The following is a 15644-nucleotide window of genomic DNA, read 5'->3' as shown; positions in this document are numbered from 1 at the left end:
GCAAATTGCATTGAGGCGGGTCAATGAAGCCGCTCGGCATGAACAAGACAATGTCCTCATGCTGAATCGTCTGCCTCCCGTGGCGGTCGGCTGCATTGCGGTGCTGCTGCTCGTCCTCAATACGCTCTTCTGGGTGCCGCTGCTGCTGGCGCTCTCGCTGCTGAAACTGCTGCTGCCTTTCGACGGTGTGCGCCGCGTGCTGTCGGAGATGCTGGCCCGCGTGGCCGAGGCCTGGATCACCGGCAACGGCGCCTGGATGGATCTGACCCAGCGCACGCAGTGGGACGTGCAGGGCCTGGAGGGCCTGGACTGGTGGCGCTGGTACCTCGTGAATTGCAACCACCAGTCCTGGGTCGACGTGCTGGTGCTGCAACGGGTGTTCAACCGGCGCATTCCCGTGCTGAAGTTCTTCCTCAAGCGCGAGTTGCTGTGGGTGCCGGTGATGGGACTGGCCTGGTGGGCGTTGGACTTCCCCTTCATGCGCCGCCACAGCGAGGCCTACCTGCGCCAACATCCGCACATGCGCAATCGCGACCTGATGACGGCACGCAAGGCCTGCCTCAAGTTCGCCGCGCACCCGACCAGCGTCATGAACTTCCTGGAAGGCACGCGCTTCTCGGCGACCAAGCAGCACCAACAGGTGTCGCCCTACAAGCACCTGCTGCGGCCCAAGGTCGGCGGCATCGCGCTGGCGCTGAACACCATGGGCGAGCGCTTCGAGGCGCTGCTGGACGTGACCATCGTCTACCCCGACGGCGTGCCCACCTTCTGGCAGTTCCTGTGCGGCCGCATGAGCCGCGTGGTGGTGCGGGTGCAGAAGGTGGCCGTGCCTCAGGAACTGGTCCGCACCGACTACGTGGCCGACCCGCGCGGTCGCGCCGCCTTCCGCCGCTGGGTGAAGGCCTTGTGGCAGGAAAAGGATGAACGCATCAGCGCACTGCTGGCCCGGGAGGCCCGCGGCGCGTGATGCGTTTTCAGGCCGCGGCGGGCGCGGGCTCGCCGCCGAGCATCTTCACCATCAGGTCGTGCACGCTGCGGATCTGCGCGCCGAAAGGCAGCGCGCCGCGGCCGGTGAAGAACAGTCCGCGCTTCACGTCGCCGCGCAGGGCGGCGGCCAGTTGCTGGTCGATGCAGAACTGGCCCCAGCCGACCTTGCCGTCGCGCAGGCCGCATTGCGCCAGGCAGTCGAAGGCCTTGGTGCAGCGCTGCTTCACCTGCGCCACGGCCTGCAGCCGCGGCTCGGCCTTCAGGTAGGCCTTGAGCCAGGGCGTGGCCACGGCGCGCGCAGGCAGGCCGGCGACGCTGGTGAACTCCAGCTTGTCGTCTTCGCTGGCCTCGGCCAGCACGCGCTTGAACTCGGGGTGCGCGTCGCCTTCGAGGGTGACGGCGAAGGGCGTGCCCAGCTGAACGGCACTGGCGCCCAGGGCCTGCACGCGGCGGATGTCCTCCAGCGATCGGATGCCGCCCGCCGCGATGATGGGCGTGGTCGCTTCGATGCCCGCCTCGCGCAGCACGGCACGGGTCTGCGGGATGCATTGGTCGAACTCGAAGCGCGGGTCGTTCAGGTCCGCCACGCGGGCGGCGCCGAGGTGGCCGCCGGCCAGGCGGGGATGCTCCAGCACGATGGCATCGGGCATGCGCTTCTTGCGCTCCCACTTGCGGATGACGAGCTGCACGCCGCGTGCATCGGAGAGGATGGGCACGAGCAGGGTCTTGGGGTGCTCGGCGGCCAGGTCGGGCAGGTCCAGCGGCAGGCCGGCGCCGACCACCAGCGCGTCGATGCCGGCTTCGAGCGAGCGCTTCACGTAGGCGGCGTACTCGCTCACGGCGCGCATCACGTTCATCGCGAGCATGCCGCGGCCCTGGGACGCCTCGCGCGCGGCCGTCACCTCGCGTGTGAGCGCTTCAAGGTTCGCCTGGTCGATGGCTGCCTTCGCCTCAGGGCCGACACCCAGGCCTCGCGTGCGTTCCATGAGGTCGGGGTGGTGCCTCCGCAGGTCCACCGAACTGAGCGTGCCCATGCCGCCGGACGCAGCCACCGCGCCTGCGAGCCGGTGCGCCGACACGCCGATGCCCATGCCGCCCTGGACGATGGGCAGCAGCGTTCGTTCGCCCAGCCGCAAGGCGGCCAGGCCGCTGCGTTCGAGCAGCGACTTCAGTTCCGGGGGAATCAAGAGAGTGGCTCCAGGAGTTCGCGTGCACTCTAGGCAGGCCGGCAAGGCTTGTCCCTGACCCAGATCAACCGGGTGCGAGCGACGCATCGATTTCATTGAACAAGGCCGTGTCGACCGGCCCCGTCCCGCTGTGTTCGGCCTTCGATGCCGGCACGGAGCTGCCGGAGCGGATGTCGTGCAGGCCGCCGTCGCGCGTGCCTCAGCACGGCGGCACCAGTGCGCCCACGTTGCGCACCATGAAGAGTTCGCCGGGCCCGGCGCGGTACAGCGGAAACGAGTGCTCGTGAAAGCGCCGCAGCCGTCGCAGCAGCTCGTCGGGCATCACTGCACCAGCGGTGTTTCCGCGGCGGCCAGCGTCACGCCTTCGAGCGTGGCCTGGGCGGCCAGCAACTGCAGGTACTGGCGCAGGGCCTGCACCCAGGACTGCTGGCGCAGGCGGGCGGCCACGGCCTCGCGCACGTCCTCGAAATCCGGCGCGATGGGCGCTTCTCGTCCAAGGATCTCCACCACGTGAAAGCCATGGCGGCTGTGGACGAGCATGGGCAGCACGCCGATGGTGTCCTGCCCGAAGACGCCCTGGGCGAACTCCGGTGCGCAATCGTCGCGCGAGACCCAGCCCAGCTCGCCGCCATCGGCACCGCTTGGGCAGTTGGACCAGCGGCGCGCCGCGGTGCCGAACGCATCGCTCTCAGGTTCGGCGCAGCGCAGCTCCAGCAGCAGTGCCTCGGCGCGATGCCTCAGCGCGGCCACGTCCAGCCCCGGCGTCACCGCCAGCAGGATGTGCCGCAGCCGCACCCGCTCGCCGCGCCCGTAGTGGGCCGCATGCGCCTGGAAGTGGCGGCGGCAGGCCTCGTCGGAAGGCTCGGGCACGTGCAGCTCGCGGTCGAGGAACTGCTCGATCGCATCGGCCGCCGAAGCGGTGGTGACGCCGACCGCACCGGCGGCCTGCTTCAAGAGCTCGGTGCAGGCGCGTTGGCGCAGCGTGTCTTCGTCCAGCGTCTCGCCGGCTTCGTGCAGCGGCACGCCGTTGACGCGGGCGATGAGGGTGTGGGCTTGCATCACAACCGCTCCTTCAGGCGTCCGCACGGCGGGCGTGGGGCAGGGTGTCGTGCTCTTGCACGGGTTGCACCGGCCTGGCGGGCCGTGAGTGCATCACCACCCGCTGAGGCGCCAGGTGCCCCGCTGCCAGGTTGATGCGGCGGCTGCGCACCATCTGGTAGGGCCGGAAGGCATAGGCCAGCGTGCCGAAGCCGCTCCACACATGCACCAGCCGCGTGAACGGGAAGATGAGGAAGATCGTCATGCCCAGCGTCATGTGCGCCTTGAACACCCAGCTCGCATCGGCCAGCAGCTCCACGCCGCCGCTGCGGAAGGTGACGATGCGTTGTGCCCATTCGGCCAGCTTCATCATCATCGAGCCGTCCAGGTGGTGGGCCGACAGCGGGATGGTGCCCAGCCCCAGCGCGAACTGCAGCCACAGCAGGGCCAGCAGCGCGATGTCGCTGGTCTTGGAGGTGGCGCGGATGCGCGGGTCGAACAGCCGCCGGTGCAGCAGCAGGCTCACGCCGGTGAAGCCGAGCACGCCGAAGAGGCCGCCCGAGACCATCGCCACCAGCTGCTTGTTGCCCGCGCTGATGAAGGGCTCGTACACGACGTGCGGCGTGAGCATGCCCACCGAATGGCCGGCGAAGAGGAACAGCACGCCCACATGGAAGAGGTTGCTGCCCCAGCGCAGGCTGCCGGTGCGCAGCAGCTGCGAGGAGTCGCTCTTCCAGGTGTACTGGTCGCGGTCGAAGCGCACCAGGCTGCCCAGCAGGAACACGCTCAGGCAGATGTACGGGTAGAAGCCGAAGAGGAAAGTGTCGAGCCAGGAGGTGCTCATGCGGCGGCTCCTTGCGAATGGTTGGGCTTGTTTCGCACGATGTGGATGGGCTGCGGCACGTCGGGGCGCGATTGGCCTCGGCTGCTGCAGCCATCGAAGGCGGGCGGCTCGGCCCAGGCGTCATCCAGCGCCGGGTCGGGCGCGACGGGCACGGCCTGCACCTTCTGACCGGCCAGTTCCAGCACGGCGGCGACGACCGAGGCGTAGGGGCTCTCGCGTTCCAGCAAGGCACTGAAGATGGCGGTGAGGATGTGCGCCATCTCGCCCAGGAACTCGCGCGCGGTCGCCTCGGGCTGGGTGGATGCGAACTCCAGCACCACCGGCAGGTGGTCGGGCAGCTCGGTGCCTTGCAGGAGAAGGCCCGCGCGCTCGTAGGTCTGCTGCAGGTCCACCAGCGCAGGCCCGCGCTCGCGCGAGTCGCCATGCACGTGCTCGAACAGGTGCAGCGAGGTGGCACGGCCGCGGTCGAAGGTCTCGACGTAACGGGCCTCGACCTCGTAGGGGTCGGCTGCGCGCATCCAGCGCATGAGCGCGTCGAGCTCGGCCAGGCGGCTGCGCGGCAGGCCGCAACGCGCATGCAGCGCATCGCCCAGCTCGGGCAGTGCGGCGCGCAGCGTGCCGTCCGGATAGCCCAGCAAGGCGCCCAGGGCTCGCAGGGTGAGGGAAGTGTCTCGGCTCATGGGGCGGTCCTCACAGGGTGGCCTTGATGGGAATGGTTCGGCGCTTCTTCCCGCCGAACAGCGAGGTGTCGGAGGCGCCGTCGGAGCAGCCGTTGCCGAACGAGAAGCCGCAGCCGCCACGCAGGTCGAAGGCGTTCTCGGCGTACTCGCGGTGCGTGGTGGGAATGACGAAGCGGTCTTCGTAGTTGGCGATGGCCATCACCTGGTACATCTCTTCGACCGCCGCGGCGCTCATGCCGGCCTGCGCCAGCACGTCGGCGCGTTCGATGCCGTCCACATGCTTGCCGCGCTGGTAGGCGCGCATGGCGAGCATGCGTTCCAGCGCGCGGATGACTGGCCCGGTGTCACCCGCCGTGAGCAGGTTGGCCAGGTACTGCACGGGGATGCGCAGCTGCCGAACGTCCGGGATCTCGCCGTTGATGCCGATGTCGCCCGCGTTCGCCGCGGCGGTGATGGGCGACAGCGGCGGCACGTACCAGACCATGGGCAGCGTGCGGTACTCGGGGTGCAAGGGCAGGGCGACCTTCCAGTCCATCGCCATCTTCCACACCGGGCTCTTGCGCGCGGCGATCAGCCAGGCTTCGGGAATGCCGTCGCGCCGGGCCTGCTCGATCACGGCCGGGTCGTTCGGGTCGAGGAAGATCTCGCACTGCGCCTCGTACAGGTCGCGGTCGCGCTCGGTGCTCGCGGCCTCGGCGATGCGGTCGGCGTCATAGAGCATCACGCCCAGGTAGCGGATGCGGCCCACGCAGGTTTCGGAGCACACGGTGGGCTGGCCGGCCTCGATGCGCGGGTAGCAGAAGATGCACTTCTCGGCCTTGCCGCTTTGCCAGTTGTAGTAGATCTTCTTGTACGGGCAGCCCGACACGCACATGCGCCAGCCGCGGCACTTGTCCTGGTCGATGAGCACGATGCCGTCTTCCTCGCGCTTGTAGATCGAGCCCGAGGGGCACGATGCCACGCACGCCGGGTTCAGGCAGTGCTCGCACAGCCTGGGCAGGTACATCATGAAGGTGTTCTCGAACTGGCCGTAGATGTCCTTTTGCACATCGTCGAAGTTCTTGTCCTTGCTGCGCTTGCTGAACTCGCCGCCGAGGATCTCTTCCCAGTTCGGGCCCCATTCGATCTTCTGCATGCGCTGGCCGGTGATGAGGCTGCGCGGGCGTGCGGTCGGCGCGGCCTTGCTCTCGGGCGCGGACTGCAGGTGGTCGTAGTCGTAGGTGAAGGGCTCGTAGTAGTCGTCGATCTGCGGCAGGTTGGGGTTGGCGAAGATGCGCATCAGCAGCTTCCACTTGCCGCCTTGCTTCGGCTCGATGGAGCCGTCGGCATTGCGAATCCAGCCGCCGTTCCACTTGTCCTGGTTCTCCCAGTCCTTGGGGTAGCCGATGCCCGGCTTGGTCTCGACGTTGTTGAACCAGGCGTACTCCATGCCCGGCCGGTTGGTCCAGACGTTCTTGCAGGTGACGGAGCAGGTGTGGCAGCCGATGCACTTGTCCAGGTTGAGAACCATGCCGATTTGCGCGCGGACCTTCATGCTGCACTCCCTTCATCGTCCATCCAGTCGATCTTCTTCATCTTTCTCACGACGACGAATTCATCGCGATTCGTGCCGATCGTCCCGTAGTAGTTGAAGCCGTAGCTGAACTGCGCATAGCCGCCGATCATGTGCGTGGGCTTGGTGACGATGCGCGTCACCGAGTTGTGGATGCCGCCACGCTGCCCGGTGATCTCCGACCCCGGCGTGTTGATGATCTTTTCCTGCGCGTGGTACATGAGCGTCATGCCGCGGTTCACGCGCTGGCTCACCACCGCGCGCGCCGCGATGGCACCGTTGGCGTTGTAGAGCTCGATCCAGTCGTTGTCGGCGATGCCGGCCTCGCGGGCGTCGTCTTCGCTCAGCCACACCACCGGCCCGCCGCGGTTGAGCGTGAGCATCATCAGGTTGTCGCTGTAGGTGGAATGGATGCCCCACTTCTGGTGCGGCGTGATGAAGTTCAGCACCACCTCCTTCTCGCCGTTGGGCTTGATGCCCTGGATGCCGCCCACGGTCTTCAGGTCCACCGGCGGCCGGTAGCTGGTGAACTCCTCGCCGAAGGCGCGCATCCACGGGTGGTCCAGGTAGAACTGCTGCCGCCCGGTGAGGGTGCGCCAGGGAATCAGCTCGTGCACGTTGGTGTAGCCGGCGTTGTACGAGACCTTCTCGCTTTCCAGCCCGCTCCAGGTGGGCGAGCTGATGATCTTGCGCGGCTGGGCCTGCACGTCGCGAAAGCGGATCTTCTCGTCCTCGCGGTGCAGCGCCAGGTGGGTGTGGTCGCGGCCGGTGATCTTGCCCAGCGCTTCCCAGGCTTTCACCGCCACGTGGCCGTTGGTCTCCGGCGCGAGCATGAGGATGACCTCGGTTGCATCGATGTCGGTCTCGATCTTCGGCATGCCCTTGGTGGGGCCGTCGGTGTGCACCTTGCCGTTGAGCTCGGCCAGCTGCCGCACTTCCTCGGCCGTGTTCCAGGCGATGCCCTTGCCGCCGTTGCCCGCCTTCTCCATCAACGGCCCCAGCGAGGTGAAGCGGGCGTAGGTGGCGGGGTAGTCGCGTTCGACCACGGTGATCTGCGGCGCGGTCTTGCCGGGCACGAGGTCCACCTCGCCGCGCTTCCAGTCCTGCACCTCGAAAGGCTGCGCCAGTTCGGCGGGCGTGTCGTGCATCAGCGGGGTGAGCACCACTTCCTTTTCCACGCCCAGGTGGCCCGGGCACAGTTCGCTGAAGGTCTTGGCGAAACCCTTGTAGATCTCCCAGTCGCTGCGCGCCTGCCAGGCCGGGTCCACCGCGGTGGACAGCGGGTGGATGAAGGGGTGCATGTCGCTGGTGTTGAGGTCGTTCTTCTCGTACCAGGTGGCGGTGGGCAGCACGATGTCCGAGTACAGGCAGGTCGTGCTCATGCGGAAGTCCAGCGTCACCACCAGGTCCAGCTTGCCTTCGGGCGCCTTGTCGTGCCAGCGCACTTCGCGCGGCTTGGCGTCGTCGCGGCCCAGGTCGGCGCCTTGCACGCCATGCGACGTGCCCAGGAAGTGCTTGAGGAAATACTCGTGGCCCTTGCCGGATGAGCCCAGGATGTTGGAGCGCCACACGAACATGTTGCGCGGCCAGTTGTCGGGGTGGTCGGGGTCTTCGCAGCTCATCTGCAGCGAGCCGTCCTTCAGGCCCTTGACCACGTGCGCCTTCACGTCGCCCGCGGCCGCTCCATCGCGTGCGACTTCCAGCGGATTGGTCTTGAGCTGCGGCGCCGAGGGCAGCCAGCCCATGCGCTCGGCGCGCACGTTGTAGTCGATGAGGCTGCCGTCGAACTCGCGCTTGTCGGCCAGCGGCGAGAGGATTTCGCCGACGCCCAGCTTCTCGTAGCGCCACTGGTCGGTGTGGGCGTAGAAGAAGCTGGTGCTGTTCATCTGGCGCGGCGGGCGTGCCCAGTCGAGCGCGAAGGCCAGGGCCGTCCAGCCGGTCTGCGGGCGCAGCTTCTCCTGCCCCACGTAGTGCGCCCAGCCGCCGCCGCTTTGCCCGATGCAGCCGCACAGCATCAGCATGTTGATGATGCCGCGGTAGTTCATGTCGCAGTGGTACCAGTGGTTCATCGCCGCGCCGATGATGACCATGGACTTGCCACGGGTCTTGTCGGCGTTGTCGGCGAACTGGCGCGCCACGGTGATGGCCTGCGCACGTGGCACGCCGGTGATCTTTTCCTGCCAGGCCGGTGTGTAGGCCTCGTCGTCGTCGTAGCTCCTGGCGCCGTCGCCATGACCACGGTCGATGCCGTAGTGCGCGGCCATCAGGTCGAACACCGTCGCGACGATCGCCTCGCGCTCGGCCCCGGCCTTGCCCAGGCGGATGCGCTGCACCGGCACCTTGCGCACCTGCACGTCGCCACCCTGGTCGTTGGCCTTGAAGTGCGGCGTCTCGATGCCGGCGAAGTACGGGAACGCCACGTCGACCACGTCATGCGGTTCGCGGCCTTCGGTCACCGACAGGCGCAGCTTCACCTGCTCGCCGTGGCGGGCTTCCTTGTCTTCCAGGTTCCACTTGCCGGTGTCGGCAGATCCTTCAGAGTTCCAGCGGAAACCGATGGAGCCGTGCGGCGCGACCACGCGGCCGCCTTCGTCGAAGGCCAGGGTCTTCCAGTCGGGGTTGTTCTGCTGGCCCAGTTTGCCGTTGAAGTCACTGGCGCGCAGGTAGCGCTGGCTGGCCAGGACCTTTCGGCCATCGGGCAGCGTGCGCTCTTCCAGCTGCACGAGCATGGGCAGGTCGGTGTAGCGGCGGGCGTAGTCGTCGAAATACGAAGACCGCTTGTCGAAGTAGAACTCCTTGAGGATCACGTGGCCCATGGCCATGGCGAGCGCGGCATCCGTGCCCTGCTTGGGATGCATCCACAGGTCGGCCAGCTTGCTGACCTCGGCGTAGTCCGGCGTCACCGCCACCGTCTTCGCGCCCTTGTAGCGAACCTCGGTGAAGAAGTGGGCATCGGGCGTGCGCGTCTGCGGCACGTTGGAGCCCCAGGCGATGATGAAGCTGCTGTTGTACCAATCGGCCGACTCGGGCACGTCGGTCTGCTCGCCCCAGGTCATGGGGCTGGAGGGCGGCAGGTCGCAGTACCAGTCGTAGAAGCTCATGCACACGCCGCCGATGAGCGACAGGTAGCGCGAGCCCGCGGCGTAGCTCACCATGCTCATCGCCGGGATGGGCGAGAAGCCGATGATCCGGTCGGGCCCGTGCTTCTTGATGGTGTGGATGTTGGCCGCGGCGACGATCTGGTTCACTTCCTCCCAGGTCGAGCGCACGAAGCCGCCCAGGCCGCGCTGCCTGACCCAGTCGTCGCGCGAGGAGCTTTCGACGATGCTGGCCCAGGCATCCACCGGGCTCCTGGACACGGCCAGCGCGGCGCGCCAGTGCCGCAGCAGCCGGCCACGCACCATGGGGTACTTCACGCGGTTGGCGCTGTACAGGTACCAGGAATACGAGGCGCCTCGCGCGCAGCCACGCGGCTCGTGGTTGGGCAGGTCCGGCCGCGTGCGCGGGTAGTCGGTCTGCTGGGTTTCCCAGGTGACGATGCCGCCCTTGACGTAGATCTTCCACGAGCACGATCCGGTGCAATTGGTGCCGTGGGTGGAGCGCACGATCTTGTCGTGCTGCCAGCGGGCGCGGTAGGCGTCTTCCCAGGTGCGGTCTTCGCCGGTCGTGACGCCGTGGCCTTCGGCGAAGTCTTCGCGGGGTTGCGAGAAGTGCGTCAGGCGGTCGAGGAAATGGCTCATCAGTGGCTCCAGGTGTCAGCAAGGCATGGGCGCGTTCTTGCGGCTGTAGAACCACCAGGTGATGGCTATGCAGGTCATGTAGAAGACGATGAAGCAGTACAGCGCCGCCTCCGTGCCGCCGGTCAGCGCGATGGACGTGCCGTAGCTCTTGGGAATGAAGAAGCCGCCATAGGCGCCGATGGCCGAGCTGAAGCCCAGCACCGCCGCGGCTTCCTTGTTGGCGTCCTTGATGGCCTGTTCCTGCGCCGCTGGACCCTGGCCTTGCACGGCGCGCTGGCGCTCGGTGAGGAAGATCACCGGGATCATGCGGAAAGTGGAGCCGTTGCCGATGCCCGACGTGGCAAAGAGCACGAGGAAGGACGCGAGGAAGCCGGTGAAGTTGCCCGCATGGCCTGGACCCGGCAGGAACTGCAGCACCGCCACCACGCCCAGCGCCATCGCAATGAAGTTCCAGAAGGTCACGCGTGCGCCGCCCACCTTGTCGGACAGCCAGCCGCCCACCGGCCGCACCAGCGCGCCGACCAGGGGGCCCAGGAAGGCGTACTGCAGTGCATTGACGCCCGGGAACTGGCTCTTGATGAGCAGCGGGAAGCCCGCCGAGTAGCCGATGAAGCTGCCGAAGGTGCCCAGGTACAGCCAGCACATCCACCAGTTGTGGGCGCGCTTGAAGATGACGGCCTGGTCCGCAAAGGAGGCCTTGGCGTCCTGCAGGTCGTTCATGCCGAACCAGGCCAGCAGCGTGGACACCGCGATGAACGGCACCCAGATGAAGCCCGCGTTCTGCAGCCACAGCGAGCTGTGCACGCCGGCCTTGGTGGCCGTCTGCGGCTCGCCGCCCCAGCCGCCGAACACGCCCGCGGTGATGACCAGCGGCACCACGAACTGCACCAGCGACACACCCAGGTTGCCCAGGCCCGCGTTCAGGCCGAGCGCCGTGCCCTTTTGCGCCTTCGGGAAGAAGAAGCTGATGTTGGCCATGCTGGAGGCGAAGTTGCCGCCGCCGAAGCCGCACAGCAGCGCGAGCACCACCATCACCTCATACGGCGTGGCGGGGTTCTGCACCGCGAAGCCGATGCCCACGGCCGGCAGCAGCAGCGAGGCGGTGGAGATGGCCGTCCAGCGCCGCCCGCCGAAGATGGGCACGGCAAAGGAATAGAAGATGCGAAGCGTGGCGCCGCACAGGGCGGGCAGGGCGGCCAGCCAGAAGAGCTGGTTGGTCGAGAACTTGAAGCCGACGGCGGGCAGGTTCACGACCACGACCGACCACACCATCCACACCGCGAAGGCGAGGGTGAGCGCGGGGATCGAGATCCACAGGTTGCGCTGCGCGACCGAGTGGCCGCGCTGGTGCCAGAAGGACTGGTCCTCCGGCGCCCAGTGCGAGATGACGTGAGCAGAAACCATGGTGGTGTCTCCTTGGGAAGGGAATCAGGCGGCGTGTTGGAACTGGGGCATGCCGGCGTTGACACCCATGACGGGCGTGCGGCGCACCTCGGTGAAGTACATCCAGATGAGCGAGACCCACACCACGCCGTACATCAGCATGAAGGCCGAGGAGCGGATGCCGGTGAGGTCCATCAGCGCGCCGAACAGGATGGGCAGCACGAAGCCGCCGAGTCCGCCGGCCAGGCCCACGATGCCGCTGATGGCGCCGATGTTGCCGGGGTACTGGTCGCTGATGTACTTGAAGGTGCTGGCCTTGCCGAAGGCCCAGGCGATGCCGAGGATGAACATGAGGCCGGTGAAGGCGAAGACGTTCAGGCCGATGTGGAAGGTCTTCACGCCGTTGACGGTGACGATCGAGAAGTCCGTCTGCGGGTAGCTCAGCAGGAAGAGGCAGATCCAGCTCACCCACATCACCCACCAGGTGACGCTGTGCGCACCGTAGCGGTCGGACAGCCAGCCGCCGATGGCGCGCAGCACGCCGCCGGGCAGCGAGAAGCAGGCGGCCAGCAAGGCGGCGGTGCGGATGTCCAGGCCGTATTCGCCGACGTAGTACTGCACCATCCACAGCGACAGCGCGACGTAGCCGCCGAAGACGATGCTGTAGTACTGGCAGTACTTGAGCACCGTCGGGTCCTTCAGCGCGCTCAACTGCTCGCGGAACGACAGGTTGCTCGGCACGAGGTGCGACGGGTCGCTGGCGCTGAAGAGCCAGAAGAGGATCACCGCGCCCAGCATCACCGCGGCGTAGACCTGCGGCACCATGCTCCAGCCGAAGGCCACCACCAACGCGGGCGCCACGAACTTGTTGACCGCGGCGCCGGAGTTGCCCGCGCCGTACACGCCCATCGCGAAGCCCTGCTGGCTCTTGGGGAACCAGCGGGCCACGTAGGGCGTGCCCACCGAGAACGCGCCGCCGGCCAGGCCCACGAACAGGCCGATGGCCAGGAAGTGCCAGTACTGCGTGGCGTAGGCCATGAGCCAGATGGCCGGCACGGTGACGGCCATGAGCACCGTCATCACGATGCGGCCGCCGAAGCGGTCGGTCCAGATGCCCAGCGGCACGCGCACCAGCGAGCCGGTGAGCACCGGCATGGCGGTCAGCAGGCCGAACTCGGTGGCGTTGAGGTTCAGCGCCTTGCGCAGCGGAATGCCGATGACGCCGAACATCATCCACACCATGAAGCAGACCGTGAAAGCGAGGGTGCTGACGATCAGCACCGACAGCGCCTGGCGGGCGGGCCTGGCTGCGGCGGCGGGTTGGGTTTGGGCTTGGACGGCGATGGCCATGTGGCGCTCCTTGTCTTCATCGCCACTGTCCGTGTTTGGGGGCCTGGCGAACATCCATCGGAGGTGCAGTCCGCCCGCTGCGGAGGAACGATCCGCGCAGGGCGGTGCATCGTTCTGAAGGAGTAGCCGGGAGGGATCGGGCGCTTCGCTTGCGCCAGATCAAGGCCGTTCAGCGAAGGCCGTGCTCGCTGGCGAACACCGCGGCCTGCACGCGCGAACTCAGGCCGAGCTTGCGCAGGATGTGCTGCACGTGGATCTTCACCGTGGTCTCGGCGATGTCCAGCACACGCGCGATCTCCTTGTTGCTGGAGCCTCGGGCGATCTGCGCGGTGATCTCGCGCTCGCGCGGCGAGAGGGTGGCCAGCGGGTCGGCCCGCGCTTCATCAGCAGGACCCGTGCTGCGCAGGGCCTGCACCAGCTTGGGCGTGAGTTCGGGGCTGACCACGCACTCACCGCCGGCGCAGCGCTCGATGGCAGCGAGCAGCGCATCGCTGTCGATGGTCTTCAGCACGTAGCCCTGTGCGCCGCCGCGCAAGGCCGCGGCGAGGTCGTCGGCATCCTCGCTCACGGTGAGCATGAGGATGCGGCTGGAAGGCGATGCCTCGCGCAGGCCCGGCACGGCATCCACGCCGCGCACGCCGGGCAGGTGGTTGTCCAGCAGGATCACGTCCGGCTGGTGCTGCACCGCATGGCGCTGGGCTTCGCCGGCATCGCCGGCTTCGGCCACGACCTGCACCTGCGGATGCTGAGACAGCAGCGCCACCAGCCCGCGGCGGAAAAGGGTGTGGTCGTCGACGACCAGAAGCCGCAGGGGCGTGCTCATGAAGTGACTCCTTGGAGGCTTGAAGGCGGGGTGGCGGCTTCGGTCGCCACAGGCCCGGGCACCGTGAGTTCCACCGTGGTGCCGGCGCCTTGCGCCGACTGCACCGACACCAGGGCGCCGATGCGCCCGGCGCGCTCCCGCATGATGCGAAGCCCCACGTGGCTCTCGTCGGGCGCGTCATCCAAGTCGAACCCGGCACCGTCGTCGGTGATGGAGAAGCGCCACTGCGGCGACTGGGCCACCCGCACGGACACCGAGCGCGCGCCGGCATGCTTGCGCACGTTGGACAGGGCCTCCTGCACCACGTGCAGCACCTGCACCTGCACGTCGGCCGGCAGCGGCACGCCATGGCCGGTCATCTCCAGCGTGGCGGCCAGGCCCGTCTGGATCTCGAACTTGCGCAGCGTGGCGCGCAACGCCGACTCGATGTCGCCGCTGTCGGTGCGTGTGCGGAAGTGCAGCAGCAGTTCGCGCACGTCGGCGTAGCACTCGCGCACGCCGGTGTCGATCTCGGCCACGGTGTGGTCGGCCGCTGTTGCATCGCCGCGCCGCCGCGCGGAGCGCAGCAGTTCCACCTGGATCTTGAGGAAGGCCAGCGACTGCGCGATGGAATCGTGCAGCTCCTGCGCGAGCAGGCTGCGCTCGCCGGCCACCGCGGCTTCGCGCTCGGCCGCCGCGGCGCGCAGGCCTTCGATGCCGCCGGCCAGGTGGCTGGCCATGGCTTCCACCAGCGCGCGGTCATCCCCGCTCAGTTCATGCGGACCACGGAACAGCAGGTCCACCTCGCCCAGCACCCGGTGGTGCAGCACCACCGGCACGGTCACCAGCGACTCGAAGCCCGCACGGGCGCAGGCACCGCCAGTCGCGGCTTCCAGCCGGATGGGAATGCTGCGCGCGGCCGTCGCCGCCGAGGCGTTGCCGCAGTGGCAGCCGCCGCTGGGCAGGCACTGCTCCTGCTCGGCCAGGGCGGGTGGCAGCCCTTGCTGGGCCAGCATGAGGAAGTGACGGCTGCCGTCGTCGGACCAGCGCACGATGGCGGCATCCGCTGATGCGGCGCGCTTGACCTTGTCCGCGAAGCCGCGCGCGAGGTCATCCAGCGACTCCGCCTGCGAGACGAAGCCGCTCACGTCGTAGAGGGCCGCCATGCGCTCGCGTTCGACTTCGAGGTGCGAGGTCTTCTCGCGCACCTTGCCTTCGAGGTCGCCGTAGAGCGATTCGAGCCGGGCGGCCATGTCATTGAAGTCCTCGGCGAGCTCGCCGAATTCGTCTTCCGACGCGACCTGCACGCGTGCCCCGAACAGCCCGGCGCGAATGGCGCGGACGCCCTGGCCCAGCCGCCGAAGCGGGTCCAGCACCATCAGGTGCATGGCATAGGTCAGCAGCACGGCCACGACGATGGCCAGGCCCACCATGGTGAGCTGCACGCCGCGCAGCAGATCCGTCCAGCCTGACAGGCGCTGCTCGATGAGCGAAACCAGCAGGTCCACATGCGACACGAGTGCGTCGACTTCCGCGGTGGCGGGCCGGCGGCCGCTGGCCCATGCGTCGCGCAAGGCGATCCACTCGCGGCGGATCTCCGCGAACTCGGTGCGCGATGCCGAGTTCCAGGGGACGAACAAGGGGCGCGACGGATCGCCGGTGCCCAGCAGGTCCAGCGTGGCATCCATCGAACGGAAGCCGGCCTGCAGGCGGGCCGACGGGCCGGCCGCGGCCTCCAGCGCGAGGCGGTAGCTCATCATCCGCATGCGGCCGGCCTCGTTCACGGCCGCCGCGCCACCTTCGAGCTGCCAGGTCACCCACAGCGTCATCGCGATGGACGCGAGCGCGAGCGCCAGGAACCCCAGGCCGGTGCTGAGGAGCCGGAACGCGAGAGTCTGCCGTGTGCGCATGCGGCACTGTAGGAACCGATGGCAGGCACCGGCTTGATCCAGATCAGTCGCCCGCCTTGAGGTGGATCAAGCCGGCCGCGGCATCCCTTGCACAGAATGCGGCCACGCCTTGCACACTAGGAGATCGACATGGACGACGCAGCTCTGGACCGCCACCAGTGGGTGACTGTG

12 protein-coding genes are annotated in these 15644 nt (G+C 68.0%); 1 reads left to right on the top strand and 11 read right to left on the bottom strand.

Features of this window, described 5'->3' with window-relative positions:
- Nucleotides 1–58: 58 nt before the first annotated feature.
- Nucleotides 59–967 carry an acyltransferase gene (locus tag DZC73_RS20485; protein ID WP_124542239.1) on the top strand — a complete coding sequence of 303 codons (909 nt, stop codon included), beginning with the start codon at nt 59–61 and terminating at the stop codon, nt 965–967.
- A 7-nt stretch (nt 968–974) separates the two neighbouring features.
- On the opposite strand, the gene DZC73_RS20480 is transcribed toward DZC73_RS20485, so the two are convergent.
- The 11 genes from DZC73_RS20480 to DZC73_RS20430 form a co-directional block, all read right to left on the bottom strand.
- The gene (locus DZC73_RS20480) at nt 975–2159 is read right to left on the bottom strand and encodes an NAD(P)H-dependent flavin oxidoreductase (RefSeq protein ID WP_268879059.1); all 1185 of its coding nucleotides are present in this window, start codon (nt 2157–2159) and stop codon (nt 975–977) included.
- A 214-nt stretch (nt 2160–2373) separates the two neighbouring features.
- Nucleotides 2374–2496, bottom strand: coding sequence for a hypothetical protein (locus tag DZC73_RS30500; protein ID WP_268879054.1), 123 nt, complete (start codon nt 2494–2496; stop codon nt 2374–2376).
- Nucleotides 2496–3233 carry a peptidylprolyl isomerase gene (locus DZC73_RS20470; protein WP_124542238.1) on the bottom strand — a complete coding sequence of 246 codons (738 nt, stop codon included), beginning with the start codon at nt 3231–3233 and terminating at the stop codon, nt 2496–2498. Before DZC73_RS20470 ends, DZC73_RS30500 begins: the two co-directional genes overlap by 1 nt.
- Nucleotides 3234–3246: 13 nt before the next feature.
- Nucleotides 3247–4056, bottom strand: coding sequence for a respiratory nitrate reductase subunit gamma (gene narI / locus DZC73_RS20465; RefSeq protein WP_124542237.1), 810 nt, complete (start codon nt 4054–4056; stop codon nt 3247–3249).
- Entirely contained in the window at nt 4053–4736 is a 684-nt protein-coding gene (gene narJ, locus DZC73_RS20460; RefSeq protein WP_124542236.1) for a nitrate reductase molybdenum cofactor assembly chaperone, read from the bottom strand. Before narJ ends, narI begins: the two co-directional genes overlap by 4 nt.
- Before the next feature lie 10 nt (nt 4737–4746).
- Entirely contained in the window at nt 4747–6270 is a 1524-nt protein-coding gene (narH, locus tag DZC73_RS20455) for a nitrate reductase subunit beta (RefSeq protein ID WP_124542235.1), read from the bottom strand.
- Nucleotides 6267–10028 (bottom strand): nitrate reductase subunit alpha, encoded by a 3762-nt coding sequence (locus tag DZC73_RS20450; protein WP_124542234.1) that lies wholly within the window; start codon nt 10026–10028, stop codon nt 6267–6269. The genes narH and DZC73_RS20450 overlap by 4 nt, the downstream gene beginning before the upstream one ends.
- A gap of 15 nt (nt 10029–10043) precedes the next feature.
- Entirely contained in the window at nt 10044–11432 is a 1389-nt protein-coding gene (locus DZC73_RS20445) for a NarK family nitrate/nitrite MFS transporter (RefSeq protein ID WP_124542233.1), read from the bottom strand.
- A 24-nt stretch (nt 11433–11456) separates the two neighbouring features.
- On the bottom strand, nt 11457–12761 hold the full coding sequence (locus DZC73_RS20440) for an MFS transporter (RefSeq protein ID WP_124542232.1): 1305 nt from the start codon (nt 12759–12761) through the stop codon (nt 11457–11459).
- 169 nt (nt 12762–12930) lie between these two features.
- Complete coding sequence (locus DZC73_RS20435; protein ID WP_124542231.1) at nt 12931–13584, bottom strand: response regulator; 654 nt, start codon at nt 13582–13584, stop codon at nt 12931–12933.
- The gene (locus tag DZC73_RS20430) at nt 13581–15473 is read right to left on the bottom strand and encodes a type IV pili methyl-accepting chemotaxis transducer N-terminal domain-containing protein (RefSeq protein WP_124542230.1); all 1893 of its coding nucleotides are present in this window, start codon (nt 15471–15473) and stop codon (nt 13581–13583) included. Before DZC73_RS20430 ends, DZC73_RS20435 begins: the two co-directional genes overlap by 4 nt.
- Nucleotides 15474–15644: the final 171 nt, after the last annotated feature.

Origin of the sequence: Rhizobacter terrae (assembly GCF_003852895.1) — a bacterium.
GTDB lineage: Bacteria > Pseudomonadota > Gammaproteobacteria > Burkholderiales > Burkholderiaceae_C > Albitalea > Albitalea terrae.
This window is presented reverse-complemented; position numbering and strand designations above follow the sequence as displayed.

Coding starts and splice junctions, on each gene's coding strand:
- DZC73_RS20485 (WP_124542239.1), top strand. CDS start 59: ATGCTGAATCGTCTGCCTCCCGTGGCGGTCGGCTGCATTGCGGTGCTG.
- DZC73_RS30500 (WP_268879054.1), bottom strand. CDS start 2,496: ATGCCCGACGAGCTGCTGCGACGGCTGCGGCGCTTTCACGAGCACTCG.
- DZC73_RS20470 (WP_124542238.1), bottom strand. CDS start 3,233: ATGCAAGCCCACACCCTCATCGCCCGCGTCAACGGCGTGCCGCTGCAC.
- narI (WP_124542237.1), bottom strand. CDS start 4,056: ATGAGCACCTCCTGGCTCGACACTTTCCTCTTCGGCTTCTACCCGTAC.
- narJ (WP_124542236.1), bottom strand. CDS start 4,736: ATGAGCCGAGACACTTCCCTCACCCTGCGAGCCCTGGGCGCCTTGCTG.
- narH (WP_124542235.1), bottom strand. CDS start 6,270: ATGAAGGTCCGCGCGCAAATCGGCATGGTTCTCAACCTGGACAAGTGC.
- DZC73_RS20450 (WP_124542234.1), bottom strand. CDS start 10,028: ATGAGCCATTTCCTCGACCGCCTGACGCACTTCTCGCAACCCCGCGAA.
- DZC73_RS20445 (WP_124542233.1), bottom strand. CDS start 11,432: ATGGTTTCTGCTCACGTCATCTCGCACTGGGCGCCGGAGGACCAGTCC.
- DZC73_RS20440 (WP_124542232.1), bottom strand. CDS start 12,761: ATGGCCATCGCCGTCCAAGCCCAAACCCAACCCGCCGCCGCAGCCAGG.
- DZC73_RS20435 (WP_124542231.1), bottom strand. CDS start 13,584: ATGAGCACGCCCCTGCGGCTTCTGGTCGTCGACGACCACACCCTTTTC.
- DZC73_RS20430 (WP_124542230.1), bottom strand. CDS start 15,473: ATGCGCACACGGCAGACTCTCGCGTTCCGGCTCCTCAGCACCGGCCTG.